At 70.3% G+C, this 26,615-nt stretch carries 24 protein-coding genes; 17 read left to right on the forward strand and 7 right to left on the reverse strand.

Annotated elements, in window-relative coordinates; genetic code table 11:
* The coding region (locus tag VAE53_RS00005) for a hypothetical protein (protein WP_322817301.1) at positions 1–765 on the forward strand (765 nt) is incomplete at its 5' end.
* A 3-nt stretch (positions 766–768) separates the two neighbouring features.
* Here the strand turns inward: VAE53_RS00005 and VAE53_RS00010 are convergent.
* Together VAE53_RS00010 and VAE53_RS00015 are read right to left on the reverse strand one after the other, a co-directional pair.
* A complete protein-coding gene (locus VAE53_RS00010; RefSeq protein WP_322817302.1) occupies positions 769–1,266 on the reverse strand; it encodes a hypothetical protein in 498 nt (165 codons plus the stop codon).
* Between the two features lie 13 nt (positions 1,267–1,279).
* Positions 1,280–1,432, reverse strand: a complete 153-nt coding sequence (locus VAE53_RS00015) for a hypothetical protein (protein ID WP_322817303.1) — start codon at positions 1,430–1,432, stop codon at positions 1,280–1,282.
* Between the two features lie 427 nt (positions 1,433–1,859).
* Here VAE53_RS00015 and VAE53_RS00020 point away from each other — a divergent pair, with 427 nt between their 5' ends.
* The 3 genes from VAE53_RS00020 to VAE53_RS00030 are packed head-to-tail and all read left to right on the forward strand — an operon-like array spanning position 1,860 to position 3,737.
* Positions 1,860–2,453: an acyltransferase gene (locus VAE53_RS00020; RefSeq protein WP_322817304.1), complete on the forward strand. Its 594-nt coding sequence runs from the start codon at positions 1,860–1,862 to the stop codon at positions 2,451–2,453.
* Complete coding sequence (locus VAE53_RS00025; RefSeq protein ID WP_322817305.1) at positions 2,450–3,385, forward strand: hypothetical protein; 936 nt, start codon at positions 2,450–2,452, stop codon at positions 3,383–3,385. Before VAE53_RS00020 ends, VAE53_RS00025 begins: the two co-directional genes overlap by 4 nt.
* Positions 3,386–3,413: 28 nt before the next feature.
* Positions 3,414–3,737, forward strand: a complete 324-nt coding sequence (locus tag VAE53_RS00030; protein ID WP_322817306.1) for a metalloregulator ArsR/SmtB family transcription factor — start codon at positions 3,414–3,416, stop codon at positions 3,735–3,737.
* Between the two features lie 162 nt (positions 3,738–3,899).
* Here the strand turns inward: VAE53_RS00030 and VAE53_RS00035 are convergent, their stop codons facing one another.
* Positions 3,900–4,862, reverse strand: a complete 963-nt coding sequence (locus VAE53_RS00035) for an alpha/beta hydrolase (RefSeq protein WP_322817307.1) — start codon at positions 4,860–4,862, stop codon at positions 3,900–3,902.
* Positions 4,863–4,910: 48 nt separating this feature from the next.
* Between VAE53_RS00035 and VAE53_RS00040 the strand changes: the two genes are divergently transcribed.
* The 6 genes from VAE53_RS00040 to VAE53_RS00065 all read left to right on the forward strand — a co-directional run bounded on the left by VAE53_RS00040 (position 4,911) and on the right by VAE53_RS00065 (position 10,225).
* Complete coding sequence (locus VAE53_RS00040; protein ID WP_322817308.1) at positions 4,911–6,062, forward strand: DegT/DnrJ/EryC1/StrS aminotransferase family protein; 1,152 nt, start codon at positions 4,911–4,913, stop codon at positions 6,060–6,062.
* Between the two features lie 90 nt (positions 6,063–6,152).
* A complete protein-coding gene (locus VAE53_RS00045) occupies positions 6,153–7,193 on the forward strand; it encodes a hypothetical protein (protein ID WP_322817309.1) in 1,041 nt (346 codons plus the stop codon).
* A gap of 42 nt (positions 7,194–7,235) precedes the next feature.
* Positions 7,236–8,282: an alpha/beta fold hydrolase gene (locus tag VAE53_RS00050; RefSeq protein ID WP_322817310.1), complete on the forward strand. Its 1,047-nt coding sequence runs from the start codon at positions 7,236–7,238 to the stop codon at positions 8,280–8,282.
* 67 nt (positions 8,283–8,349) lie between these two features.
* A complete protein-coding gene (locus tag VAE53_RS00055) occupies positions 8,350–8,772 on the forward strand; it encodes a hypothetical protein (protein WP_322817311.1) in 423 nt (140 codons plus the stop codon).
* 62 nt (positions 8,773–8,834) lie between these two features.
* On the forward strand, positions 8,835–9,548 hold the full coding sequence (locus tag VAE53_RS00060) for a gamma-glutamyl-gamma-aminobutyrate hydrolase family protein (RefSeq protein ID WP_322817312.1): 714 nt from the start codon (positions 8,835–8,837) through the stop codon (positions 9,546–9,548).
* Positions 9,545–10,225 (forward strand): phosphoribosylanthranilate isomerase, encoded by a 681-nt coding sequence (locus VAE53_RS00065; protein WP_322817313.1) that lies wholly within the window; start codon positions 9,545–9,547, stop codon positions 10,223–10,225. Before VAE53_RS00060 ends, VAE53_RS00065 begins: the two co-directional genes overlap by 4 nt.
* Here VAE53_RS00065 and VAE53_RS00070 read toward each other — a convergent pair.
* A complete protein-coding gene (locus VAE53_RS00070) occupies positions 10,222–11,421 on the reverse strand; it encodes a cytochrome P450 (protein WP_322817314.1) in 1,200 nt (399 codons plus the stop codon). The genes VAE53_RS00065 and VAE53_RS00070 overlap by 4 nt on opposite strands.
* A gap of 116 nt (positions 11,422–11,537) precedes the next feature.
* On the opposite strand from VAE53_RS00070, the gene VAE53_RS00075 reads away from it, so the two are divergent.
* The 4 genes from VAE53_RS00075 to VAE53_RS00090 are packed head-to-tail and all read left to right on the forward strand — an operon-like array spanning position 11,538 to position 15,090.
* Complete coding sequence (locus VAE53_RS00075; RefSeq protein WP_322817315.1) at positions 11,538–11,978, forward strand: GNAT family N-acetyltransferase; 441 nt, start codon at positions 11,538–11,540, stop codon at positions 11,976–11,978.
* A gap of 54 nt (positions 11,979–12,032) precedes the next feature.
* A complete protein-coding gene (locus VAE53_RS00080) occupies positions 12,033–13,262 on the forward strand; it encodes an aspartate kinase (protein WP_322817316.1) in 1,230 nt (409 codons plus the stop codon).
* Positions 13,263–13,318: 56 nt separating this feature from the next.
* On the forward strand, positions 13,319–14,554 hold the full coding sequence (locus tag VAE53_RS00085) for an aminotransferase class V-fold PLP-dependent enzyme (protein WP_322817317.1): 1,236 nt from the start codon (positions 13,319–13,321) through the stop codon (positions 14,552–14,554).
* Positions 14,555–14,568: 14 nt separating this feature from the next.
* On the forward strand, positions 14,569–15,090 hold the full coding sequence (locus VAE53_RS00090) for a DinB family protein (RefSeq protein WP_322817318.1): 522 nt from the start codon (positions 14,569–14,571) through the stop codon (positions 15,088–15,090).
* Between the two features lie 27 nt (positions 15,091–15,117).
* On the opposite strand, the gene VAE53_RS00095 is transcribed toward VAE53_RS00090, so the two are convergent.
* Both VAE53_RS00095 and VAE53_RS00100 read right to left on the reverse strand, forming a co-directional pair.
* On the reverse strand, positions 15,118–15,318 hold the full coding sequence (locus VAE53_RS00095; RefSeq protein WP_322817319.1) for a hypothetical protein: 201 nt from the start codon (positions 15,316–15,318) through the stop codon (positions 15,118–15,120).
* Positions 15,319–15,437: 119 nt separating this feature from the next.
* On the reverse strand, positions 15,438–16,253 hold the full coding sequence (locus tag VAE53_RS00100; RefSeq protein WP_322817320.1) for a PD-(D/E)XK nuclease family protein: 816 nt from the start codon (positions 16,251–16,253) through the stop codon (positions 15,438–15,440).
* A 40-nt stretch (positions 16,254–16,293) separates the two neighbouring features.
* Here VAE53_RS00100 and VAE53_RS00105 point away from each other — a divergent pair, with 40 nt between their 5' ends.
* From VAE53_RS00105 to VAE53_RS00115, 3 genes are all read left to right on the forward strand, one after another.
* Entirely contained in the window at positions 16,294–17,505 is a 1,212-nt protein-coding gene (locus tag VAE53_RS00105) for a CoA transferase (protein WP_322817321.1), read from the forward strand.
* A 48-nt stretch (positions 17,506–17,553) separates the two neighbouring features.
* Entirely contained in the window at positions 17,554–18,225 is a 672-nt protein-coding gene (locus tag VAE53_RS00110; protein ID WP_322817322.1) for a PaaI family thioesterase, read from the forward strand.
* Between the two features lie 225 nt (positions 18,226–18,450).
* Complete coding sequence (locus VAE53_RS00115) at positions 18,451–19,278, forward strand: DNA-formamidopyrimidine glycosylase family protein (protein WP_322817323.1); 828 nt, start codon at positions 18,451–18,453, stop codon at positions 19,276–19,278.
* On the opposite strand, the gene VAE53_RS00120 is transcribed toward VAE53_RS00115, so the two are convergent.
* A complete protein-coding gene (locus tag VAE53_RS00120; RefSeq protein WP_322817324.1) occupies positions 19,257–26,576 on the reverse strand; it encodes a GAF domain-containing protein in 7,320 nt (2,439 codons plus the stop codon). The genes VAE53_RS00115 and VAE53_RS00120 overlap by 22 nt on opposite strands.
* Between the last annotated feature and the right edge of the window lie 39 nt (positions 26,577–26,615).

Genomic DNA, 26,615 nt, shown 5'->3' on the forward strand with positions numbered 1-26,615 from the left:
GGCGGCATCGGCACCATCATCGACCTCACCACCCCCGACCTCGGCCGCGACGTCGAATTCGTCCGCGACGTCGCCCGCCAAGCCGGCATCCACGTCGTCGTTGCCACCGGTATCTGGCGCGATATTCCCCGCTCCTTCTGGACCCGCGACCCCGACGAAATCGCCGACATCTTCGTCCACGAAATCGAAGTCGGCATCGGCCGAACCGATATCCGCGCCGGCGTCATCAAAGTCGCCAACGATATGGGCGGTGTCACCCCCGAAGGTGAGCGCATCCTTCGCGGCGCCGCTCGCGCTTGCAAGCGGACTGGCATCCCCATTTCCACCCACCAGTGGGCGCCCGAAGAGGTCGGCTGGCAGCAGGTCCAGATCTTCGAAGCAGAAGGCGTCCCCATGGACCGCGTCGCCATCGGCCACAGCGCCGATACCACCGATGTCGACTATCTCGAACGGCTGCTCGAGCGCGGCGTGTACCTCTCGATGGACCGCTACCCCGGTGCCCCCGGGCGCCCCACGTGGGAACAGCGCAACGCCACCGTCAAGGCACTCATCGACCGCGGCTGGGCGCACCGCCTCATGCTCGGCCACGACTATGCCCCCACGCCCGTCGTCAAAGGCCAGCAACCGCCTCCCCCACAGGGCCCGACCCGCTACCTCTTCGTCTCCACCGTCGCCGTTCCCGCCCTTCTCCGCGAGGGCGTCCCCCAGGAGACCATCGACCTCATGCTCCGCGAGGTACCCCGGCGCTTCCTCGCCGGTGCGTAACGTTCAGTACGCCCCGTCGCTCGCCACCACGGTTGCGCGCAGTTCGAATCCCAGCCGCGCCCCGAGGGCCAGGTCGACCCGCTGGCCACCCGGCGCGAAGGGCGGCTGCTGCAGCGCGAACCGCCGCGCCACCGGGAACCACAGTTGGATCGGCAAGCCCGCCACCCCGCAGCCGAGCCGTTGGCCCGGCCTACTCCCGTCCGCCAGCACGTCCACCACGTAGACCGTCTTCCCGACATCGCCGGGAGGAGTCCCGGGCGCGGCCGTGGCCACCTTCGTCAGCGCATCGCCGCAGCTCACCCCGTTCACCAGCGCGATGACGGGCTGGATAGGCGGATCGAGGTTGGCCCCATCGGCCAGCACCGTCCCGTACGGCCAGGCGAAATCGGGGGCACCCGGAGGCTCCTGCGCCCCCGCCGAGCCCCACACGCCAAGCGCCGCGGCGAGCATCGCTGCCACCCATCGCTGGAGGAGCGCGCCGCCGCGGCGCCCAACGTTCATGTCCGGGATTCTGCTAGTTCACGCCGTCTTTGGCCACCTGCGGCCCGATATTCCGCGGCGTCAGCTGCGGGCCTAGCCCCGTCAGGTTTCGCTGCACCGGCCCGGCACCCGTCCAGGTCGCCGTATCCGTCGCCATCTGCCTGTTGCCCACGAAGTAGAATTGCACGGTACTACCATCAGCACCGCAGCCCGCCACCTGGCTAGCCGAGACGACGTCCACTACGTAAACCACACCCGAGTCGGCCGCCAGGGTCGAGCCCACGCCGCAGGTCTGCGTCGTACTGCCGCTCGTCACGATAGCCAGGACCGTCTGCCCCGACCCCACGCCCGAAGGGACACTGCCGTAAAACGTCGCCGGAGGGGCCGGCGGATTCTGGGCCGCTACCAGCGCCGGAACCGACGCCACCACCGATGCCACGACACCGGCACCGAAAAGAATCGCTCGTCTCATGTCGCCTCTCGAGGAGCTGGAATGCGCTCGCTGCTAGGAGCGTAGGCGGCGAAGATAGTGCGGGCAAGCCAATCCCCGGGCTTCAGCCAGCGCCCGCCAAACACTTTACGGATAGTTTACAGCCCGCCCACGAGCCCGTCCCATGTCCGCCCTCCCCGCGCTCCGCGACGCCATACGACCCTTCCTGCGCCCCCTCCAGCGGGCCCTCGGCCCCGCCCGCCGTGCCCGCTGGCAGGCCCGCTACCTCCGCGACGGCATCGAAGGTATCGCCATGGAGCTCCGCACCACCACTCGCCACCACGCCGACCTCCTCCGCCAGTTCGGCGCCTCCGTTGGCTCCGAAATCTCCATCCACGGCCCGATCCACATCGTCAACGCCGGCAACGACTTCCGGAATCTCCGCCTCGGCAACCGCGTCCACCTCGGTACCGACGTCCTCATCGACCTCGCCGATGCCGTCATCATCGAAGACGATGCCACCCTCTCCATGCGCGTCAGCATCGTCACCCATCTCGATGTCGGCCAAGGGCCGCTCCGCGCTCGACGACCCCGCGAGCAGGGCCCGGTCTGCATCCGGCGCGGGGCCTACCTCGGCCTCGGCGCGACCGTCCTCCACGGCGTCACCATCGGCGAAGGCGCCACGATCGGCGCGCACGCGCTCGTCGACCGCGATGTCCCGCCTGGCGCCACCCTCCTCGCGCCGCGCGCACGCCGCACCCCGGAGCGCGAGGGGTGAGCGCTCGCAAGGGGCGCCTCCTCGTCCTCGGGCTGCCCCACTTCGGACGGCGCCTCGCCGCCGAACTCTCTGCCATCGGCTGGCGGGCAACCTACCTCCCCCACCCCGGCCGCTCGCTGCGCGGCTGGGCTCGCGTCGCCGCCGCCGTCGCCCGCGCCGATATCATCTACCTCATCGGCAGCCGGCTCGACCGCGGCGCCCCCCAAGACCTCCTCCTCCGCTTTCGCCGGCGGCCCGTCGTCATCCACTGGGTCGGGACCGACGTCCAAATCGCCCTCGCCGAACACCGCCGCCGCAACGCCTCCGTCGCGATCGCCGAGCGCGCCATCCACTGGTGCGACGCCCCTTGGCTCGCTGAGGAGCTCCGCCTCGTCGGCATCCGCGCCGACGTCGTCCCCCTCCCCATCCCCCTTCCCACCGCAGCCCCTCCGCCGCTGCCGCCCCGGTTCACGGTGCTCCTGTACTACCCCGTCGACCCCTTCGACCGTGAAGTGTTCGACTGGCGCACCATGCGCCGCCTCCCCGATGCATTCCCGGACGTCCGGTTCCTCCTCATCCCGTCACCCGCCGAAACGCTCCCCCAACCGCTGCCGCCCAACCTCGAAGCCCGTGGCTGGGTCGACGACATGGACGCGCTCTACCGCCAAATCACCGTCCTCGTCCGGCTCACCACCCACGATGGCCAATCGTTCATGGCCGCCGAAGCCCTCGCCCGGGGCCGCTACGTCATTTGGACGTACCCCATGCCGGGCGCCATCCGGGCGGCCGGCGACGAGGCGGTTCGGGAGGCACTCCGGCGGCTCCTCCAACGCCACGAGGCCGGCACGCTCGGCCCCAACCGAGAAGGCCGCCAGCTCGTCCTCGAACGGTACGGCCAAGGCCGCCCCCTGCGAGAAATCGACGAACGCCTCTTGGCCCTCCTCCACCGATGACGCGCCGCGCTACCATGAAGAGCGGACCATGAAAGAGATCCCAACGCTCTCTACCGACCAAGAGCGCGCCGCCGCCATCTTCCGTGCCCTCGGAAACCCAGCACGCGTCGCCATCGTCAGCGAACTCGCCCGCCGCGCCGCCTGCGTGTCCGACCTCGTCGCGACCCTACCGCTCGCGCAATCGACCGTCTCCCAGCACCTCAAGGTGCTCAAGGAGGCGGGCATCGTCCGCGGCGAGGTCGAAGGCCCGGGCGCGTGCTACTGCCTCGACCCCGAGGTCATCCAGTGGCTCGCGACGTTCTGCTACGACTTGTGCTGTCCCCCCCGCGAGGGCGAAAGCTGCTGCAGCTAGACGCTCCCCCTCACCTAGCGGCCGGCCCGCGCCATGGGAAGGGCGAACCCTTCGCGCGAGGTCGTTCCGATGTTCCGGTTCTTCGCTCCCTTCCGGCGGTGGCGCCGCCGCCGGAGTTTCCCGCTCCGTCGCCGGTTCCTCCGCCGGCCCTGACCACGAGCCTCACCCGCTCGCCAACCCGAGCGAGCCCAGAAAATCCAAGAGTAGGCGGTTCACCTCCTCCGGCCGCTCCTGCTGCGCCCAGTGGCCGCACCGCTCGAGGTGCTCCATCCGAATTCCCGGGATGAGCGCGGGCATCGCTGCCGCCATCTCCGGCTTCAAGATCGTGTCGTCCGCCGCCGTCACCATCATCGCCGGCAGGTGGATCTGGGGCCCCTTGGGTGCATCCGCTTCCTCCGCATTCAGGTCCGCCGCCCGGTACCAGTTCAAGCCGCCGCGAAAGCCGCTCCGGCGGTACGCCTCCACGTAAACGCCAATCTCCTCCTCGGAGAGGAACGACCGCCGGTCGTCCGGGATCCGCGTCAACACGCCACTCCCGTCGCCGCCCACCGTCATGAACGTCGTGAAGTCCTCCTTCCGCGTGAAGTCCATGAACAGCTTGTGGAACGTCATCGAGAGGTCCGCCTCCAGCTCCGCCTCGGCCACACCCGGCTGCAAAAAGTAGCGCATGTAGAACGTGCGGTCCGTGAGCCCGTGGTAGTCGCGCAGGGCCTCCGTCGTGCGGCGATTCGAAGGGGGTGCGTACGGCGTATTCAGCCCGACGATCGCTGCGACCCGCTCCGGATAGCGGAGCCCCATCTGCCAGACCACCGCCCCGCCCCAGTCGTGCCCCACGAATACCGCCCGCGCGAGTCCCAGTGCATCCAGCAGCCCGGCCATGTCGGCGCAAAGCACCTTCATCGTGTACGCCCGCGGATCCTCCGGGGCATCCGTCTCGCCGTAACCCCGCATATCCGGGGCGATCGCCCGGTACCCCGCCTCCGCCAGCGCCGCCAGCTGGTGACGCCACGAAAACCACAGCTCCGGAAAGCCATGGCAGAACACCACCGGGAACCCCGAACCGGCCTCCGCCACGTGCATGCGGATCCCGTTCGTCTCGATGAATCGATGCGCGATTGCGGCCAAGCCTGCCCCCTCGCTGGTCGGTATCGGCACGCATCCTACACTCTCATCATGGTGGAGCTGCGCATCCCCTTCTTTCGGCCCGCGATCGACGAGGACGACATCGCCGCCGTCGCCGAAACCCTGCGCAGCGGCTGGCTCACCAGCGGCCCCAACCTGCGCGAATTCGAACGGGAACTCGCCGCCGCCTGCGGCGCCCCCTACGTCAACGTCGTCAACTCGTGCACCGCCGCCCTCCACCTCTGCCTGCGCGCCTGGGGAATCGGCCCCGGCGATGAAGTCATCGTCCCCACCTACACCTTCTCCGCTACCGCTACCGTCGTGGTGCACTGCGGCGCGCAGCCCGTGCTCGTCGACGTCCGCGAGGGGGATGCCAACCTCGACCCGGCCGCCTTCGAACGCGCCATCACCTCGCGCACGAAAGCCGTCATCCCCGTCCACTTCGCAGGAGAGCCCTGCGATATGGATGCCATCCTCGCCATCGCCCGCTCCCGCGGCATCCGCGTGCTCGAAGATGCCGCCCACGCCATCGGTGCCGTCTACCGGGGCCGCCCCATCGGCTCCATCGGCGATGCCACCGCCTTCAGCTTCTACGCCACCAAGAACATCACCACCGGCGAAGGCGGAGCCCTCGCCACCTTCGACGAAGCCCTCAGCAACCGCGTCCGCGTCCTCACCCTCCACGGCATGACCAAAGACGCCTGGAACCGGTACGACGCCGGTGGGAGCTGGCGCTACGACATCGTCGAATTCGGCTTCAAAGACAACCTCACCGACCTCGCCGCCGCCCTCGGCCGCCGCCAGCTCGCCAAGCTCGATCGCCTCACCGAAGCCCGCACCCGCATCGCCATGCGCTACATCGCCAACCTGCGCGACGAGCCCCTCCTCACCCTCCCCGCCTGGGACGAAGCCAACCGCCACGCCTGGCACATCTTCATGGTCCGCGTCGACAATCGACGCTCCCCCGTGCCCCGCGACGACGTCATCCGGCGGCTCGCCGAACGTGGCATCGGCACCTCCGTCCACTTCATCCCGCTCCACTACCACACCGCCTACCGGCGCCTCGGCTATCGGCCCGGCCAGTTCCCCGTCGCCGAGCGCATCTTCGAGGGCGCCATCAGCCTCCCGCTCTTCCCCGCCATGACCGACGCCGACGTCGATTACGTCTGCGAGGCCCTGCGCGACATCCTCCACTCGGCCTGAAGCCGCGCCCGAACCGTCGCCCGGCGTATCGCCGGCCCCATCCCCCGGCTACACTGGACCAGCGGCCCGCCGTGCCACCCCGGAGATGCTGTGATCCGCCCTGCTCACCTCCTCGTTGCGGCCCTCGCCCTCGTCGCCCTGGTCGCCGCCGGTTGCAGCGATTCCACCCCCTCCACCCCCGTTCGCGAATGGGTCGATGGACTCTGCCGTGCCGCTGCTGCCTACCAGTCCGCGACCGACGCCGCTGGCAACACCCTCGCCAACGCCGACCTCGCCGATACCGAAAGCGCCAAAGCCGCCTTCGCCCGCGCCATCGACCATCAGCGCGCCGCCCAGAACACCTTCCGTTCCGCCTTCGACGACCTCGGCCAGCCCGACATCGACGGCGGCAAACAGGTCGTCCGCGCCTTTCACGATCAGTTCGCCGAGAACACCACCCGCACCGACGACATCGCCCGCCGCGTCGCCGAAATCCCCGATAGCGCCGACTTCCTGACCGCCTTCCTCGCCATCGCCGATACCGTCGAAGCACCGGACTTCCGCGCCCGGCTCCAGGCCGTCGCCCGCGACCATGCCGCCGTCGGCGACCTCATCGCCACCATCGACGCCGATCCGGATTGCGCCGCCGTCATCTTCCAGACCGAGACCCCATCGGCCGCCGAGGCCGAGAAAGAAGCCTGGGTGAGCGGCATCTGCACCGCCCTCGGCGGCTGGGTCGCTGCTATCTCCAATGGCGCCGACCGCCTCGCCAGCGACATCGATGCGGCCACCACCCCCGACGACGTCGAGCGGCTCCTCGTCGACTTCTTCCAGCAGGGGCTCGCCGATACCCGCAGCTTCCAGCGCGACGTCGGCAGGCTCTCCCCGCCGCCCGTCGGCGACGGCCAAGCCATCCACGCCGTCTTCGTCACCGCATCCGACGACCTCGTCGCCGCCATGGAGCGGCTCACCCGCGAGGCCGCCAACCTCGACTTCACCGCCCTCGACCAGGCCATCGCAGAGTCCAATCGCCTCACCACGCTCATCGACCAGCTCTTCGGCGACGTCGCCGATAGCTTCGACGAGCTCCAGCGGTACGACCCCGAAGGGCTCGACGTCTACTTCCAAACCCTCCCCGAGTGCCAGTTCTGACGACCCCACCAGGGCTTGCATCGCGCGCGTATACTCGCCGGCATGACGCAGGCCCCTGCCTTCGAATCCGATAGCGAGCTCCTTCGCCTCGCCCAGGGGCTGCGCGATGCGCTCGGTGCACCGGCTGCCGTCGCCCAATCCCACCGTGTGATCGTGGGGTTCCGCGGCAAGGCGCGGCTCTACTACTACCCTCCCGCCGAGGGGCCGCGCCTCCGCACCCCGCTCGTCCTCTTCCCCTACCTCGGCATCTCGCGCCCGTACATCTTCGACCTCCGCCCTGGCGAGTCGTTCGCCGAATTCCTCTCCGCCGAGGGCATCCCCTTCTACCTCGTCGATTGGGGCGTCTTCGGCCCCGAAGACCGCGACCTCGGCCTCGACGACATCGTGGCCGACATGATCCCCTCCCTCCTCCGCCAGGCCCTCCGCCATGCGGGCGCCCCATCCGCCACCGTCTTCGGCTACTGCATGGGCGTCCCCATGACTGCCGCTGCCCTGGCGCACGACCCCTCCCTCCCGGCGAAGAACTTCCTCGCCATGGTTGGCCCGATCGATTTCACCAAAGGCGAATTCCCCCGCATCACCGACGAAGATCGCTTCGACGTCGATGCCATCCTCGAAACCTTCGACATGATGCCCGCCGAGTTCATCCGCACCGGCTTCAAGATGCTCAACCCCCTCGGCGATATCCAACAAGCGAAAGCCCTCCTCGAAAACGCCGCCAACCCCAAGTGGCTCGAGGGCTACAAAGCCATGAACCGCTGGGCCAACGAGTGGGTACCGCTCCCCAAGCAGTTCTTCCGCCATTGGGTGCGCCACTTCTACCAGCGCAACGAACTCCTCCGTGGCGAACTCCGGATCCTCGGTCGTCGCGTCGACCTCGGCCGCATCCGCCTCCCCATCCTCTGCGTAGCCGCCACCAAAGACGACATCGTGCCCGCCGAAAGCGCCCGCGCCCTGCTCGATGCCGTCTCCAGCACCGATACGCGCTTCCTCGAACTCGAAGGCGGCCACATCTCCGTCATTGCGGGGCGCCGGGCCCGCGCCCAGGTCTGGCCCGCCCTCGCCGACTGGCTGCGCGAGCACGATTGAACCGACCGCCCCCAGGAATCTCGGCCGAACCATCCCAACGCGGCCGCGGGCCGGTATCATGCGCGCCATGGCAACGCAGAGTGACGCCGGCAACCCAGGTATCGACGAGCTCCTCGGCCAGTTCCGAGCCCTCAACGAGCAGCTGCTCGCGGCTTGGGGGAAGACGGTCGAAGGCGTCATGGCCTCGGCCGCTGGCCAACGTGCCACCCTCGAAACCGAGCGGAACTACGTCGCGGCCCGCGCTGCCTTCGCCCGGGCGGCCCGCGAAGCCTGGGGCCCCCTGATCGAAGCCGCCGGCGCCGTGCCCCTCACCGAGTTCCAACGCCTCGCCGACCAAGTCCAACTCATCCTCGAACGCCTCGACACCGTCGACGACCGCCTCGACGCCGTCGACGACCGCCTCGACGCCATCGCCGCCGCCCTCGCCGCCCGCCCCACGCCCGCCGCCGACCCCGCCCCCAAGAAGCAACGGAAGCGCAAAACCCCCTGACTCCCAGCTGCTCGCCACCACGCCCCCGGCCAACCCTCGACGCCGTCCCGTACACTGCAACCATGCCCGCTCCCGTCCTCCTTCCATTCGGGGCCACCCCGCGAAAGAGCGACGAAACCTACATCCGCGCGCTCGAAGCAGCTGGTCTCCGCGTCCACGTCCTTCGCCCCGGCGAGAGCCCCCCGCCCGCTTTTGGCGGCCTGGTCCTGGCCGGCGGGACGGATATCGAGCCAGCTCGCTACGGCCAGCCTCCCCACCCCGCGAACCACCCGCCCGAGCCCGCCCGCGACGCGCTCGAAGCCGACCTCATCGAATCCGCCATCGCCGCAGGCGCTCCCATCCTCGCCATCTGCCGCGGCATGCAGATGCTCGCCGTCGCGCGGGGCGGGGCACTCGTGCAGCACCTTCCCGACGTGGTCGGCCATAGCCGCCATGCCGATGCGCCGCCCATCGACGAAAAGCATCGCCGCGCCCACACCGTCGTGCTCGCCGGCCCGGGGCGTCTCCACGACCTCCTCGGCGCCGGCCCCATCGAGGTCAACTCCCGCCACCATCAGGCTGTCGACCCAGCCCAGCCCGGCGCCGGCCTCCGCATCGTCGGCCGCGCCGAAGATGGCACCGTCGAAGCCCTCGACTGGGACATCCCGAACCAGCTCATCGCCGTCCAGTGGCACCCCGAAGATATCGCCCTCGGCCCGCCCGGCCCGATGCGCGACCAGGCCCGCGCGCTCTTCGAAGCCTTCGCGACCGCCGTGCGGGAGTTCGCGGGCGCATGAACCTCCGGCGGCCCCGCGTCCAGATCGCCGGCATCTCCACACTCGAAGATGCCCTCGCCTGCGAGCGCGCCGGCGTCGACGCCATCGGCTTCACCATCGGCCTCCCCAGCGGCCCGCACAACGGCCTCGACGAGGCCGGCGCCGCCCGCATCGTCCGTGCCTTGCCGCCCTTCATCGTCCCAGTCCTCATCACCTACCGGGTCACTGCAGCCGAGGTCGTGCCCATGTGCCGCCAGATCGGCGTCACCCGCGTTCAGCTCCACGCACCCGCCGATCCCGCCGAAATCCACCGCATGCGCCAGGCCATCCCCGGCCTCGCGGTCATCCTGGCCGTCCACGTCACCGGTCCAGAAGCGCTCGACCTCGCCCGGGAGCGCGCCCGCCACGCCGACGCCCTCATCCTCGATACCTACGACCCGGCCACCGGCCGCCACGGCGCCACCGGCAAGACCCACGACTGGTCGCTCAGCGCCCGCATCGTCGAGGCCGTCGACGTGCCCGTCATCCTCGCCGGCGGACTCGACCCCACCAACGTCGCCGCCGCCATCCGCCGCGTCAGGCCGTGGGGTGTCGATGTCCACACCGGCGTCGAACGTCCCGACGGCACCACCGACCACGACCTCGTGCGTGCCTTCACCGGCATCGCTCACGCCACGCTCGTGCCTGTGCGCAGCTAGCGCAGGCGCGTCGGCAGCGGGCGCCTCCCGAAGCCCATCACATCGCCCCGAAGCGGCGGTATCACCCCCGCTGGCCTCATCGCCGGGAACCGTTCCAACAGCATCCGCAGGGCGATGCGCGCCTCCAGCCGCGCCAGATTCGCCCCCAAGCAATAGTGCAGCCCCCAGCCGAAACCGAGCTGCGGATTCGGGTCGCGCAGGAGGTCGATTTCGCCTGGGCGCGCGAAGACCTCCGGGTCGTGATTCGCCGCAGCGATCGAGAGGAACACATTCTCCCCCGCGCGAAGCAGCCGTCCGCCCCGCTCATGATCGACCCGCACCTTTCGCGGCATCGTCCGCGCCGGCCCGCCGATGCGCATGAACTCTTCGACGGCCGTCTCGTCCGCTTCCGCGTGCTCCCGGAGCCACTCCCGGAGCGCCGGCCGCTCCAGCAGCGTGGCCAGCGTATTGATGAGCAGCGTCGTCGTCGTTTCGTGCCCACCGAAAAGCAGCAACGTGCAGAGCCCGATGAGCTCGATCTGCTCCAATTCACCGACCGGCGAATGGACGATGCTCGAGAGGAGCGAATCCGAAGGTTCGGCCCGCACCCGCTCGATGTGGCGCGAGAAGAACGCGATGAACGCCGCGGCCGCGCGCGCCACCGGCTCCTCGGCCACCCCGCCCGGCCGGAGCGAAAAGACCAGGTGAGCGATATCGTCCGACCACGCCTGGAATTGCTCCCGCTCCTCCCCATCGACCCCCAGCACGGCGGCGATGACCAGCGCCGGCAGCGGCCGGGCGAAATCCGCCGAAAGGTCGACCGCGCCCTCGCTCGCCGCCAAGGCATCCAGCCGCTCCGCCACGATGGCACGAATGCGCGCCTCGAGCCCGCCCACCGCCCGCGGCGTGAACGCCCCCGCCAGCGGCTCCCGCAGCCGCGTATGCGCCGGTGGGTCACGGAAGTTCAGCCACGCGTGCAACATCTCCACCGCCCGATGGAATGCCTCCGAGCGCCCACGCGCCGCGCGCTCGAACGTATCCACCCGGTCCGAAGCGAGCCGCTCGTGATCCCGGAACGCCGCCGATACCCCAGCATGGGAGAGCACGACCCACGCCCGATGCCGCTCGCTCCACTGCACATCGCCGCCCAGGCGGGCGCTCGCGAAGTAGCCCGCCGGGTCGCGGATGGCGGCCTCGCAGCCGAGGTCCAGCTCCATGTGCGGGAGCGTACACCCCTTCGTCCGGGTTTTCACGCAGGCCGCCCGGCGCCCAGCGCGCTACCATGGCGCCGTACCCCGGGCCGCCAGCGCCTGCGGGGCCAGGAGGTTCGCCCGTGCCCGCCGGATTCGTCATTCGCCCCGCCCAGCCCGCCGAAGAGCCAGCACTCTACGCCATCCATCGGGCCGCCATGGAGGCATACGTCGTCCAGACCTTCGGCCCCTGGGACGACGCCTGGCAGCAGGACCACTTCGCCGGCAGCTGGCCCGACCTGCGCCTCGCCATCGAAGTCGATGGCGAACTCGCCGGCTTCCTCGACCTCGACGAGCAGGGCCCCACCGTCGAAATCGCCCGCCTCGAACTCGCGCCCCGCTGGCAGCGTCAGGGCATCGGCTCGGCCATCGTCCGCGCCGTCCAAGCCCGTGCCGCCGAGCTCGCGCGCCCCGTCACCCTCCAAGTCCTCAAAGTCAACCCCTCGCGCACCCTTTGGGAACGGCACGGCTTCCATCAGGTCGGCGAAACCGAAACCCACTACCAGATGGCCTGGCCCGCCTGACCGCTCGCAGCCCACCTCCTTCCCGCTATCCCCCGCTCGTCCTACGCTAGCCTCGTGCTCGTGGTCCAAAAATACGGCGGAACCTCCGTGGCCGATGCCGAACGCATCCGCCACGTCGCCGGCCGCATCATCCGCCGCCTTCGCCAGGGCGATCAGGTCGTCGCCGTCGTCTCCGCCATGGGCACCGCCACCGACGACCTCATCGACCTCGCCCTCCAAGTCGCACCCGACCCCGACCCGCGCGAGCTCGATATGCTCCTCTCCACCGGCGAACAGGTCAGCGTCGCCCTCCTCGCCATGGCCCTCAAATCGCTCGGGCAGGAGGCCGTCGGGCTCACCGCCCAGCAGGCCGGCATCATCGCCCAGGGCCGCCACTACCAAGGCCGCATCTCCCGCGTCGAAGCCGACCGTGTGCGCGCCGAGCTCGCTGCCGGGCGCGTCCCCGTCGTCGCCGGGTACTGGGGCGTCGATGAACACCAGGAGATCCTCACCCTCGGCCGCGGCGCCAGCGACACCACCGCCGTCGCCCTCGCCATCGCCCTCGGCGCCGACATCTGCGAAAACTGCAAAGACGTCGAAGGCATCTACACCGCCGACCCTCGCATCGTCCCCACCGCACGAAAGCTCAAAGACATCGCCTACGAAGAGATGCTCGAGCTCGCCACCCAAGGCTCGCAGGTCATGCACAATCGCGCCGTCGAGCTCGCATCCGTGTACCACGTCCCGATCCTCGTGACCTCGAGCATGGTCGAGGCCCCGGGGACGCTCATCCGAGGAGAGGCAGAATTGGAAGAACGGAATCGCGTCCGCGGCATCGCTCACGACCTCGACGTCGCCAAGGTCACCGTCCGCCGCGTCCCCGACCGCCCGGGGATCGCCGCCAACATCTTCGAACCGCTCGCCGAAGCCGGCATCAGCGTCGACACCATCGTCCAGAACGCCTCCGAAGCCAACCTCACCGACCTCTCCTTCACCGTTTCCCGCTCCGACCTCCGCCGGGCCGAGGCCCTCATGCCTGAGATCTGCGCCCGGGTCGGCGCCCCCGAATGGTCCAGCAACGCCAACCTCGGCAAAGTCTCCATCGTCGGCGTCGGCATCCAAACCGCTCCCGGCTACGCGGCCCGCATGTTCCGCGCCCTCTACGACGCCGGCATCAACATCGAGCTCATCTCCACCAGCGAAATCCGGCTCACCTGCATCATCGCGGCCGACCGCGTCCACGACGCCGTTCGCGCCCTCCACGATGCCTTCGAGCTCGAAAAGCCCGACCCCGATACCGCCTGAGGCGCCGCCCGCGCCCGTCGCGTAGACTCCCCACCAGTTCCCCCTCGGAGCCGCCCATGCCCATGCCCGAGCGCGGCCGCCCCTGGCCCGAAATCGCCGCCGAGATGCAAGCTTCCCGCGCCGCCGACCTCGACTGGCGGCACGCTCGGCACGGCGCCTACGTCTGGTACGCCTCCGACGAACTCGAACACGTCCTCCGCGAAGCATTCGGCATGTTCCTCGTCGAAAACGGGCTCGGCATTCGCGTTTTCCCCAGCCTCGGCCGCATGGAAGCCGACGTCCTCGAGAGCGTCGCCGGCCTGCTCGGCGGCGACGCCACCACCCCAGGCATCTTCACCAGCGGCGGCACCGAGAGCATCTTCCTCGCCATCGCCGCCATGCGCGAATGGGCCCGAGCCACCCGGCACCCCGCCGGCCCGCCCGTCGTCGTCGCGCCGCACTCGGCCCACCCTGCCCTCGACAAAGCCGCCCACTACCTCGGCCTCGTCGTGCGTCGCGTCCCCGTCGGCCCCGACTACCGCGCCGACCCCGCCGCCATCGACGCCGCCATCGACGAGGCCGTCATCGGCCTCTACGCCTCGGCGCCCTCCTACTCCCTCGGCATGGTCGACCCGATCGTCGAGCTCGGCGCCATCGCCACCGCTCGTGGGCTCTGGCTCCACGTCGATGCCTGCGTCGGCGGCATCCTCGGGCCCTTCGTCCGCGAACTCGGCTACCCCGTTCCGCCCTTCGGATTCGACGTCCCCGGCGTCACCTCCATCTCCGCCGACCTCCACAAGTCCGGATTCGCCGCCAAGCCCGCCTCTACCGTCCTCTTTCGCACCGCCGACCACCGAGAATTCGCCCGCTACACTTTCGACGACTGGCCAAGCGGAACCTACACCAGCCTCACCTTCACCGGCACCCGCCCCGGAGGCGCCATCGCCGCCGCCTGGGCCGCCTTCCAGTTCCTCGGCCGCCAAGGCTATCGAGAGCTCGCCGCCGCCAGCATGCGCGCCCGCGCCGCCATCGAATCGGGCCTACTCGCCATCCCCGGCGTTCGCATCCACGGCGAACCACCGCTCTACGCCTTCGCCTGGGCCGCCGAGGGCGTCGACATGGGGAGCGTCGCCCGCGCGCTCGCCCGCGAAGGCTGGGTCGCCGGACGCACCACCTCGCCCGAGGGCATTCACGTCATGGCCACACCCATCCACGAACGGTACGCCCCCGAGTACGTCGAAGCCGCTCACCGGGCCATCGCGGCTGCCCGCACCGGCGAAACCAGCACCTCGTCCCGCGCCGCCTACAACTGACCCAAGGAGACCCCGTGGACCGCATCGCCATCGAAATCGAACTCAACCGCGACCGTACCTGGCTCCTCGAAACGCTTTCGGCCATGCCGCCCGAAGCCCTCCATGCCCCCCGCACCCGCTCCGAGCACGACCCCGCAGCCTGGTGGTCCTACGCCGACCACTTCATCCACACCACCCTCATCGAACAGAACTGGAACGACATGATCCGCCGTCACCTCCGCGGCGAGCAGGCGCTGCCCCGCCGCCTTCGCCCCGACGGCACCCCCCAATCGCGCGAAGAGGTGATGGCCGGCATCCACGCCTGGACCGAAGAGTGGGCCAGGACCCACCGGGGCAAGCCATTCGCCGAGTTGGCCCGCATCGGCCTCGAAACCCGCGCCGAGACGCTCGCCCTCCTCGCCTCGCTCACCGATGCCCAGCTCCAGGAGAAAATCCCCGGCGCCCCCTGGGCCGATGGCACCATCGGCGGCATCCTCGCCGCCAACGCCGCCCACGGCCGAATGCACTTCACCTGGGCGAAGGAAGGTACGGGCTGAAGCAGCCCGCCTCGACCATCCGCCCACTCAACCGACGTACGCTTCCGCCGGCCCCACCGCCGAAGCCGCCACCGGCATCGGCGCCGTGAACCTGCGCACCTCTCGCCGCCTCACCGGCAGGTAGCAGTGGGCGCACGCTCGCGGCCGCGGCAGCTCGACCGGCACCTGGACGCGGTAGACCCCGTGCTCCGGGCACTCCAGCTCGAACTCGATGACCTCGACCTGCATCGTAGCCCTCCCCGTCCCAGCCGCGCCTCCCGCGGATGGATCCATAGCATAGTCCGATATCCTTCCGTGTGAAGGGCCCAATGGCCCCCGAAACGTTAACGTTTCGTCCACGCGCGGAACTACGCCGGCCCCCGCACCCCGTCGGCCCCGAGGCCTTCGACGCCATCGTCCCATTCCAGCCAGTCGAGCCCCTCCGATTCCACCCGGGCCGCCTCCTCGCACCGGTCGCGCCAATTGCAAAAGGCGCAGTGCACCCCCGGCGTCGCTAGAAACTCCGTCTCGGCCTGCATCCTCTGCGCCATCCCGCCCAGGTACTCCATCGTCGCCCTCGCGTCGTCGCGGGTCAGCTCCCGGACGCGCTGCTCGCCCGTGCGCAAGTTCCAGCCCACGGCCCGAACCGTCGCCGCACGCGGCAGCTTTCGCACCGTCCGCACGATCAGGTGAACGAGGTCCAATTGCCGGTCCACCACATCGTCGAGGTCGAACCGGCCCGTTTTCCAATCCACCACCTGCCAACGGTCCGGCCCCAGGCGATCCACCCGATCGGCCTTGGCCCGCACCGTGATGCCGAGGCGCTTCGAGGGTGCCCAGCTTTCCAGCTCCGCCCAGCGCGCCTCCGAAACGATCGCGCGATGCGCCTCGATGCCCCGCTCGTAGCAAGCGAACGCCAGCGCCCAGCCCTCCGTCCCTGGGCCCGCCACCGCATGCTTCGGCATCCGCAAGTAGGCGTCCAGCTCCGCCCAACCATCCTTCGGCTCGCCCGTGTCACAGAGCTTTTGCATCGCCCGATGGACGCCATTCCCCACGATCGCGGCCGGCGGATCGCCCGGTGCGGGCCAAACCAGCCCCGAAACGTAGCCGAACCAATACTGCTTCCGACACCGTCGGAACGCCTCGATCTTCGTGTGGGTCACCTTGAACAGCTCGCCCGACACCGCCCCGCAGTTTACCCTTCCCCTGCAACCCCCGAACGCCATGACCGAACCCGCCCCGCTCGAAGGAATCCGCGTCATCGAACTCGCCAACTACGTCGCTGCGCCCAGCGCCGGCGGCCTCCTGCGCGACCTCGGCGCCGACGTCGTCAAAATCGAGCCGCCCGGCGGCGAAGTCATGCGCGGCGTCGTGCCGATCGGCACCGGCACGGGCACCGCCCCCTTCAATTTCCTCTTCGAACTCGAAAACCGGGGCAAAAAGTCCGTCACCATCGATCTCGAAGCCCCCGGCGCATCCGAAGTCGTCCATCGCCTGCTCGCCGGCGCCGATATCTTCCTCACCAACCTCCTCCCGCGGCGGCTCCGCCGATTCGGCCTCACCCCCGAGGACGTGCACGCACGCAACCCGCAGGTCGTCTTCGTCGCCATCACCGGCTACGGGCTCGAAGGCCCCGATGCCGATCGCCCCGGATTCGACTTCTCCGCCTTCTGGACTCGGAGCGGCATCATGTCGCTCATCGGCCACCCGGGCGGGCCGCCCGTCATCTCCCGCATCGCCCAGGGCGACCACACCACCGGCATGGCGGCCGTCGCCGCCGCCCTCGCCGCCCTTCGCCTCCGCGACCGCACCGGCCGCGGCCAGGTCGTCGACCTCTCCCTCCAGCAGACGGGCCTCTACACCATCGCGACCGACGTCGCCAAAACGCTCGTCGACGGGCGCCAGCCCCGCCGCTTCGACCGAACAGCGCCCGAAAACCCCCTCTTCAACACCTACCCCACGGGCGATGGCCATTGGCTCATGCTCGTCCACATGACGCCCGACCCCTACTGGCCGCGCCTCTGCCGCGTCATCGGCCGCGACGATTGGGCCGCCGACCCGGCCCTCGCCACCATGGCCGCCCGCCGCCAGCGCGCCGCCGAGATCACCGCCGCCATCGAAGGGGCCTTCCTCGCCGAGACCCTCCCGGACCTCGCCGAAAAGCTCGACCGCGAAGGGCTCATCTGGGCCCCCATGGTCGAACTCCCGCACGTCATCGCCGACCCACAGCTCCGTGGCCGCGATGCCTTCCAGCCCCTCGAGACGCCAGCCGGCACCTTCGAAACCGTCGCCGCCCCCTTCCGCATCCGCGGTGCCGACGTCCGCGTCCGCGGCATGGCCTCCCAACCCGGCGCCGATACCCTCGATATCCTCCGCGCTGCCGGCTACAGCGACGACGAGGTCGCCACCCTCGCCGAACAGGGCATCTTCGGCTGACGCTCGAGCGCGGTAGCCCTCACCGAGCGCCCAACAGATAATTCACGCATGAGCGACGATCCGTTCGCCCAGAACCTCGCCGCCCTCCAAAACTGGGTTCCCCCCGACGAGCCGCCCACCGGCCAGCGCGCCGCCCTCCACCGCCTCGCCGCCGCCATGCGCACCGTCGCCGAGGCGCTCACCGACATGCAGGCCGAGGAAGCCGACCTGCTCGCCGCTGCCGAAGCCATGGAACAATTCGGGGCACGGCTCGAAGCGACCCGCACCGGCCACCGCCCTTGGGGCTTCGCCGAATCGGCCCCCGCCGGCGATGCGCGAGCCATGTTCGATAGGAGCCCCGTCATCGGCCTCGGCAACCCCGTCGCCCCGCCCCTACGCATGGAAGTCGACGGCGACCGGATCGTCGGCCGCGCCACCTTCGGCGCCCAGTACGAAGGGCCACCCGGCCACGTCCACGGCGGCATCATCGCTGCCGCCTTCGATGAAGTGCTCGGCATGGCCCAGGCACGAACCGGCCAGCCCGGCATGACCGGCACCCTCACCATCCGCTACCGCAGGCCCACCCCCCTGCACACCGAAGTCGTCTTCCAGGCGCGCGTCGACCGCGTCGAAGGGCGGAAGATCTTCGCCGCTGGCACCCTCCACGCCGGCGAAACCCTCTGCGCCGAAGCCGAGGGCATCTTCATCTCCGTCGATTTCAGCCGCCTCCTCCGTCCCTGAGCAGCCGCGCGTCACCGCCCTCCACCAGACCGGGGCGAACACCGGCCGGGTGTTCCCTGGTCTCGCCGACGAATTCGAAGCCGACCTCGCCACCCCGCGTCCCGTCGTCGAAATCATCAGCCGGCTCGACACATCGGCCCCGATGCTCCCCTCCCACCTCTCCGGCCCGCCGGCGGTCGCCGAGCGGCACACCCCACCCAACCCGCGGCTCCCTATACTTGGCAGGTGCCCGAAATCCCCGAGCTCGAAGCCATCCGCGGCTTTTTCGACGAGCAGCTCACGGGCCGTCGCATCGAAGCCTGCACCGTGCGCATCCCCGTCGTCTTCCGCACCCCAGCGAGCGAATTCCGCCAGACCCTCCCCGGCGATGCCTTCGCCGCCTTCCGCCGTCACGGCAAGTTCCTCTTGCTCCAACTGCAATCGGCCCGCGTCATCGCCGTCAATCCCATGCTCACCGGGCGCTTCCAATACATCGACCCTGCCGCCAAGATGCCCGCCAAGACGTGCCTCGTCCTCGCCATCGAAGGCGGCCGCGCGCTCCGCTACGCCGATGACCGCCTCATGGGCAAACTCTACCTTCTCCCCGCCGATCGCCTCGAGAGCATCCCCGGCTGGGCCGAAAACGGCCCCGACTTGCTCGACCCAGCGCTCACCGAAGACGTCTGGCTCGCCCGCATCGCGAAGTACCGCGGCGGCATCAAGAACATCCTCGTCAACGCCGCCTTCGTCCAAGGCATCGGCAACGCCTACAGCGATGAAATCCTCTGGGAAGCGCGGATCAACCCCTACACCCCGCGGACGAAACTCACCACCGACGACCTCCGCCGGCTCTACCGCTGCGCCCACGCCGTCATGGCCTGGGCCACGCCCCTCGCCCGCGCGGCCATGGTCAAGCAGGACACCCTCGACTACGAAGAGCGCCGCGACTTCCTCCGCGTCCATCGCCGAGGCGGCCAGCCGTGCCCCCGCTGCGGCACCCCGATCAGCGAGATCACCGCCAACCAGCGGGTCACCAGCTTCTGCCGGCAGTGTCAGCCAGAGCTCCCCGCCTGAGGAGCACCGCCGGCATCGGTGCCCTCCTCCCCGACCCGCTCCCGGAAGATACGGGCGAGGTCCTCCACCCCGTACGGCTTCGCGAGCAGCTCCAACCCGTACCGCTCGACGAGCGCCACCACGCCCGCATCGGTCGTCGCCCCCGTCGCGATGATCGCTCGGGGGATGAGGTGCGGGAACCGCGCCTCCAGCCCCGCGAACACCGCGTCCGCCGTCCCCGAAGCCAAGCGGTAGTCACAGAGGATGATGTCCGGCTCCGAATCCGCCACCAGCGCGAGCGCCTGCTCGCTGTTCTCGGCATCGATACACCGGTGCCCGAGGCTCTCCACCAGCCGGCGGCAGACCTTCCGCAAGCTCGGCTCATCGTCGATCACCAACACCGTCGCCTGGCGCGCCGGCACTGGCGCCGCCCCAGCCTCCGCCACCGCCGGCTCGCGGGGCGGCGCCGGCAAGGTGATGACGAACGTCGTCCCCGTCCCGGGTGCCGAAAGACAATCGATTGTGCCGCTGTGCGAGCGCACGATCGAGTAGCTCAGCGAGAGCCCGAGACCCGTGCCCGAACCCTGCTTGGTCGTGAAGAACGGCTCGAAAATGCGGGCCCGCGTCGCCTCGTCCATCCCCGCGCCCGTATCGCTCACCGCCAGTCGCACCTGTCCAGCTTCGTCCCGGCTCCCCTCGATCACGATCCGCCGCACCGGCCGCCCCTCGAGCGCGTGTTCCGCGTTCGTCACCAGGTTGAGTACCACCTGCGTGAGCTGATGCTCGTTGCCCCAGACCTCCAACCCCTCGTCGACTCGCAGCGCGACCTCGATCGCCGCCTGCTGCCAGGCGCGCTCTCGGAGCCGCGCCACGTGGCCCACAACCTCCGACACCGACACCGGCCCGTGCTCCACTTCGCCGGGCCGCGCGATGAACAGCAGGTCGCGGACGATATTCCGCGCGCGGAGGGCTTCCTTCTGGATGATGCCGAGCTCCTCGCTGAACTGCCCCGTCTGGTCGGAGTACGCCAGCACCTCGGCGAAACCGAGGATGGCCGTCAGCGGGTTGTTCAGCTCGTGCGCCACCCCGCCGATGAGCTCCCCAAGCGCCGCGAGCCGCGAGGCCTGCTCCATCCGCGCCCGGTTCGCCGCCTCCGCCTCCGCCCGTCGCACTTCCTCGGTCACGTCCGCCGCCACCGTCAGCAGCCGTACCTGCGGATCGGCGATCGGGACGAATTCGCAGTCGAACCAGCGCAGCTCCCCGCTCACCGTCACTGCGGCCCGCCCGCTCCCCCGGATCCCATCGTCGAACGCCCGTCGGAACGGCTCGCGCAGCTCCTCGGGCATGCGCTGCAGCACACCGTCCATGCCGGCCGCCACATCGTCCACCGCCAGCGCCTGCACAATCTCTCGACCGAGCTGATTCGCGAAGACCGTTCGGCCCGTGCGATCCGAGAGGATGACGGCCTCCGAAAGCGACCCGAGGATGAGCCCATAGGTCGCCGCTTGGCGCATCCGGTCTTGCGCCGCGATGTTCGCCTCCAGCGCCGGGCCGACGACCTGCGCGATGCGCCGAATGAGGTCGAGGTCGCGCGCCCCGAACGTATGCCCAGGCTGCCGGCTCGCCACCAGCAGCAGCCCCGTCGGTTCGCCGGCCGAATACGACGCCGTGTAGCACACCACGCTGAACCCAAAGCTCGGCCCGAAATGCGACGCCGGGATGGCCGTGCCCGGCACCACCACCTGCCCCGTTCGCCTCGCATCGTCCTCGTGCGGCAGCACGGGCAGCCGGAATTCGCCGCCCAGCGGATGCGGCCAGACCAGCTCGTCGCCAACGAAACGCCCATAGGCGGCGAACGCCGAGGGCACGAACCGCTCCAGCACCGGCACCACCGCCTGGAGGATCGCCATCGGCCCGGAGGCGGTCGCTGCCGCCGCGCTCGCCTCAGCGAGTATGCGCTGCTCCTCGGCTTGTCGATCGCGCTCCGCCTGGGCCGTCACCGATTCGATCACCGGCCCCACCACCCTCGTCACCCGCCGGAGCAGCGCCAGCTCGCGCGGGGCGAAGCGATACGACGGATCGCGGCTCGCGACCATCAGCATGCCCGAGACACCGCCCGCCGAGTGGTACGAACTCAGCGCGTAGGCGCACAAGCCGAGCTCGCCATAGAACTGCGCGCGGTACGGTGCCAGGTCGCCCACGCCCTGGCCCGTCGCCAGCGCCTCCCGCCCGACCGGCGAGAAGCGCATCACGAGCTCCTCCTGCCCGATCACCTCCCGTGCCTGCGGGTCGGTGACGCGATAGGCGATCGCGTCTCCCTGGACGAAGCCATACATCGCGAACGCCCCAGGGATGCGCTCGCCGAGCACGGCGGGCAGGTAGTTGACCACCTCCTCCACGCTCCGCGCGGCCGCGGCCGCGGCCGCCACGCTCGCCACGATGCGTTCGTCCTCGGCCTCCTCCATTCGCCGCCGCCGCTCGCGGAAGTTTGCCATCGCCGGGCCGGCGATATCGGCCACCAATCGGCACAGCCGGAGGTCGCGCTCGCTGAAGGCATACCCCTCCTCGGGTGTCCCCACGACGAGCACCCCGATGGTCTCCCCCTCCGAGGCCGCCGCGGTCGTGACCCATGTCCGCAAGCCGCTCGCGGCGATCCGAGCGCGGTTCTCCGGCAGGATGTCGGGCGTTTCCAGCGAGTCCACGGCTTGGCCCGCCGCGATCGCGCGGCGGACCGCTGGCCCGAGCGGCACCACGGTCCCGGAGACCGGCTCGGTCAATCGGTCGCCATCCGCGTAGTAGAAGCCGACGATGGCGTTCGGGACGAGCCGCGCGAAGGTCGCTGTCAGCCCGGCGAGGAATTCGCGATCGCCCGTTGCCCGGGCCGCCGCCGAGGCGGCGTCGGCGAGGAACCGCTGCTCCTCGGCCTCCTCGATGCGCCGCCGGCGCTCGCGGAGGTTCGCAACGGCGGGACCGAGGATGTCGGCCATCAGCTTGATGACGCGCAGGTGTCGCGGCAAGAAGTGGAACTCTGGGTCGCTCGTCCCCACCCAGAGCACCCCCAGCGTCGTCCCGCGCGAGGCCAGCCGCGTCGTCACGCTCCGCACGATGCCGAGCTCACGTTGGCGCTCCCGCGATGCCGCCGTGACGGCCTCGTCGGGCTCCCGCACCACCGGCGCCGGTGCTTTCGCATCCGGGAAATCGAACCCGACCGGGAGCCGTACCGACGGCATCACGGCGCTCACGAGGTTCCCCTCCTCGTCGAAGAGGAGCAGGTCGACCCGCGCAGCCGGAACCAGCCAGCGGAACTCCTGCCCGAGCTGCCTCACCAGCTCGTCCTCCGTTTCGGCCCGTGTGGCCACCGCCGCGATGTCGGAGAGGAAGCGCTGCTCCTCGGCATCCTGCCGCGCCTGTTCGGCCGCGCGCGCGTTTTCCATCGCCGGACCCACGATCTGCGCGATCAGTCGGAGCAGCCGCAGCGCCCGCTCCCCGAAGACGTAGTCCGGATCGCGCGAGGCCACCACGAGGAACCCGATCGTCCGACCGCCAGCGCGCGCCGCCGTGGTCGAGGCGGCACGGGCCCCCATCCGCCAGAGCGGGCTCCGTTCGTCGAGGTCATCGGGCAGTCGGTCGGCATGCGTCTGTCCGCGTTCCTCGGCCTCGCGCGCATAGGCGTCGACTGCGGCCTCGAAGACGGTCCCGTCCCCGAGCGGGTACAGAATGCGGTCTCCGTCCTTCAGCCCGAAGGCCACGATCGGCAGCGGGACGAGACGCCGGAGCGGGCGTTGGAGGGCGACGGTCATCGCGTCCGGCGACCCCTCTCGCGCGGCCACTGCCGCCACCTCGGCGAGCAGCCGCTGGTCCTCCGCCTCGAGGCGCTCGCGCTCCATCGCGCGGGCGTTCGCCATCGCCGGCCCGACGATGTCCGCAATCAGCCGAACGATCTCCACCTCTCGAGCGTCCGGCTCGAAGTTCGGATCGCGCGAACCGATGACGAGCAGCCCCACCGGAGTCCCGGCCGAAGAGGCCAGCGCCACGATGTGTGCCTGGATGCCGAGCGCGTCGAGCTCCGGCAGGGCCGATCCCGGCGAGGTCCGCCGTGCCACCGGCGGCACGACGGCGACGCCCGTCTCCATCGCCTCGCGGAAACTCGCTCCGAGGGGCATCGCGGTCGGTTCGCCAGCCCGATTCGGGAAAAGCACGCGCTCCCCTTCGAGGAAGCCGAACGCGACGTACGCCGCCGGGATCTGTCGGCCTACCACCCGCTGCAGCTCCCGCGCGATCGAAAGCGGGTCCGTCTCGCGGGCCGCAGCGCTCGCGGCCGCCGCCAACACCGCCTGCTCCTCCGCCTCGATGATGCTCAACTCCAGCCGCTGCCGATTGGCGACCGCATACGCCACCAGGGTTCCGAGCAGCTCCGCGAACCGCTGTTCGTCGGCATCGAACGGGCGCGCTTGGCGCCGCCCCAGCGCCAACACCCCTACCGCCTGTTCGCCTGCCCGGAGCAACGTTGCCACCACCCGCGCGATCCCGTCCTCGCGCATCTCGCGGACGACGGCGGTATCGGCGTTCGCATCCCCCGTGTCGAACTGCACGCTCCGCTGGCCCGAGGCCTCCAACCGCTCGACCTCTGCCGGATCGACGGGGAGCACGTCGGCGCGCCCCGTCCGCCAGCAGGCGTAGGCATCCTCGCCCACCCTGACTGCCAGCGCGACGCCATCCACCCCCGCCAACCCGAGGAGCAGCCGGCTGAGCCGCTCGAAATGCGACGCAATCGGCGCGCCGTCGTTCACGAACAGCGCCACCTCGGCGAGCACTCGCTCGAACTGTTCCTGCCGCTCCCGCCGGAGCCTTGCTCGTTGGTTCGCCGTCGCCTGCCCCAGGAGTGCCGCGACCAGCCGGATGAACTCCAACTCCTCCGTCCCGAAGCGCTCATCCTCCAGCCGGCCGATGGTGAGCAACCCTTCGTGCCCCTCCGAAGAGCTGATCACGGCAGTCGCGGCCCGCCGATAGCCGGCCCGAGCGAGAGCCTGTGGCACCCGGTTCGGGTTCCGGTCCGTCCGGTACTGCACGACCCCACCCGCCTCCACCGTTTGCCGGATTCCCTCCTCCCGGAAGTCCGGATCGGCGTCGATGTCGAGCGGCCTCGAGCGCACCGGCACATAGGCGCCCGTTACCGGGTCGCGGGTCGTGATCGAGAGCAAGTCGAAGCCAACCGCCTGGAGCAGGATCCGCGAAAGCGCCTCGAAGTGGTCGCGCACGTCCTCCCCACCCTCGAGCAGGGCGGTCAGCTCCGACAGTGCCTGTCGGCGCACCGCCTCGCCGATCTGCTCCCGCACCTTCCGGTGGTTCGCCAGCGCTTGTGCCACGAGTGCCGCGACCGATTCGAGGTGGGCCACCTCCTCCGCGTCGAATGGCCGCTCGTGCATGCGGCTCATGAGCAAAAGCCCTTCGTCGCGGCCCTCATGGCGCAGTGCCACCGCCGCCACCCGCTTCACGCCCGCCTCTCGGTTCTTCTCGGCCATCGGCCCGGAAAACTCCTCGACCGGTGCCTCCAACACCGTCGCCCGCCCCAGCTCCGCGAACATGATCCCGAACGAATCGCGCCGCGCCGTGTACCCCGGTCCTGTCGAGCGCCGCCTGAGGCTATCCACCACCCGCAGATGCTCCTCGTCCACGTAGGTCCAGAGTGAAAGGCCGTCGAATTCGACCACCCCCGTCAGCCGCGTCGCGAGCGCCTCGAAGAACGCTTCGGGGCCCTCACCCCGATTGAGCAGGAGCGCCAGCTCGTTCAACACCCGGAGCCGCTCGGCCGCCCGGGTGGCATCCTGCAGCCGGCGCCGGTTGCCCACTGCCAGCCCCAAGAGCGGCGCGAGCGTCGCGAGGAACCGCCGTTCGTCCGGAGCGAACGGGGCATCGACCTTCCGGGCCAGGTTCAGGCTCCCGACCAGCCGGTTCCCGTCGTAGAGCCGGGCAACGATCGCGCGCCGATAGCCCGCCTCGCCCACCATTCGGCCGAACGCCGTCCGGGCCTTCGCTGGTTCGTATTCGTAGAGCCCGTCGGCATCGAACGGGAGCGTGAGGCTCGGCGCCGTCGCGGCCGGAAAGGTCATGCCGGCCCGCAGCCGGCCGGGCGGCGCAGCGCCGACCACTTCGAGCGCATCGCCATCGGGCGTCACGGCTGCAAGGGCGACCCAGTCGAACGCCAACGCCGCCGGGAGCCGCTCGCGGAGCTCGTCGAACACCGCCGCCAGCGGGGTACCGACCGAGAGATGGGCCGCGAGGTCGTTGAGCACCTTCGCTCGTGCCCGTTCTCCCTCGTCCCGGCGCCGCCGCGCCTGGGCCGTCATCGCCTGGGAGAGCAGCGCCCGGAGCAGCTCGAGGAACGCCATCTCGCCCGGGTCGAACCGCGCCGTCCCCCGCCGCGCAACGACGAGAAGCCCAGCCGCCTGACGTTCCTCCCGCAGTACGGCGACCGCCGCCCGTCCGTATCCCCGGAGCGCGAGCGCATCGGAGGGGCTCGCACCGAGCTCGGGCCGGAACTGGAGCGTATCTCCGCCGCGCGCCATCGCGTCGATGAAGGCATCGCCTTCCGCCGAAGGCGGCGCCCCGGTGTGCACCCCCGGTGGGAACTCTCCGGCGAGCGCGAATCCCGCCGGGCCGCGCACCATCAACCCGAGGTAGTCCACCGGCAAAGCCTCCGGCAGCAATTCCGCGAGCGCTGCGAAGAGCGTCTCGAACGATTCACCGCGGGTGAGCCGGGCGGCGAGTTCACCAGCTGCGCGTGAGCGGGCGGCGGCCACCTTGGCCGCCTGCAGCTCGCGTTCGCGTGCCGCCGCCGCAGCCAATAGCGTCGACGCCTCCCGGAGGAGGGTGCAGGCGCGCTCCGTCGGCCGCTCTCGCGCGCGCCAGCCAGCGATCAGGAACCCTACCAGGTCGCCCCGTTCGAAGAGCGGACTCGCCCAGCCCGCGCCATACCCAGCCGTCCGCAGCCATGCTGCAGCAGCGGGAGCCCCATCCCCATCGGTGAGAAACGCCTCGCCGGCTGCCAAACCACCCTCGAGCGCGAGCCCCACCGTGGCCGCGGGCACAACCCGCCCGGGGACCGCCGGCTCCACCGCGGCCGGCCAGGCTCCCGCCGCCCGTACCGTCTCGCCCGTACCCTCCCGCATGAAGAGCGCAAGAAAGCCGAGGCCCGCCACCTCGCCCAGCATCCCGGCGCAGCGCGCGAACCGTTCCGCGAGCGGCCCACCGCCGGCCGCGGCAACCGCCACGTCCCGCAGCACCGCCCTCTCGCGCGAAGTCAGCGCCTGCCCGGCCATATCGTGTTCGCCCTCTCCCCCATCCTCGAAGTGTCGGAT

The sequence above is a fragment of the Tepidiforma sp. genome, assembly GCF_034432735.1.
Taxonomy (GTDB): Bacteria; Chloroflexota; Dehalococcoidia; order Tepidiformales; family Tepidiformaceae; genus Tepidiforma.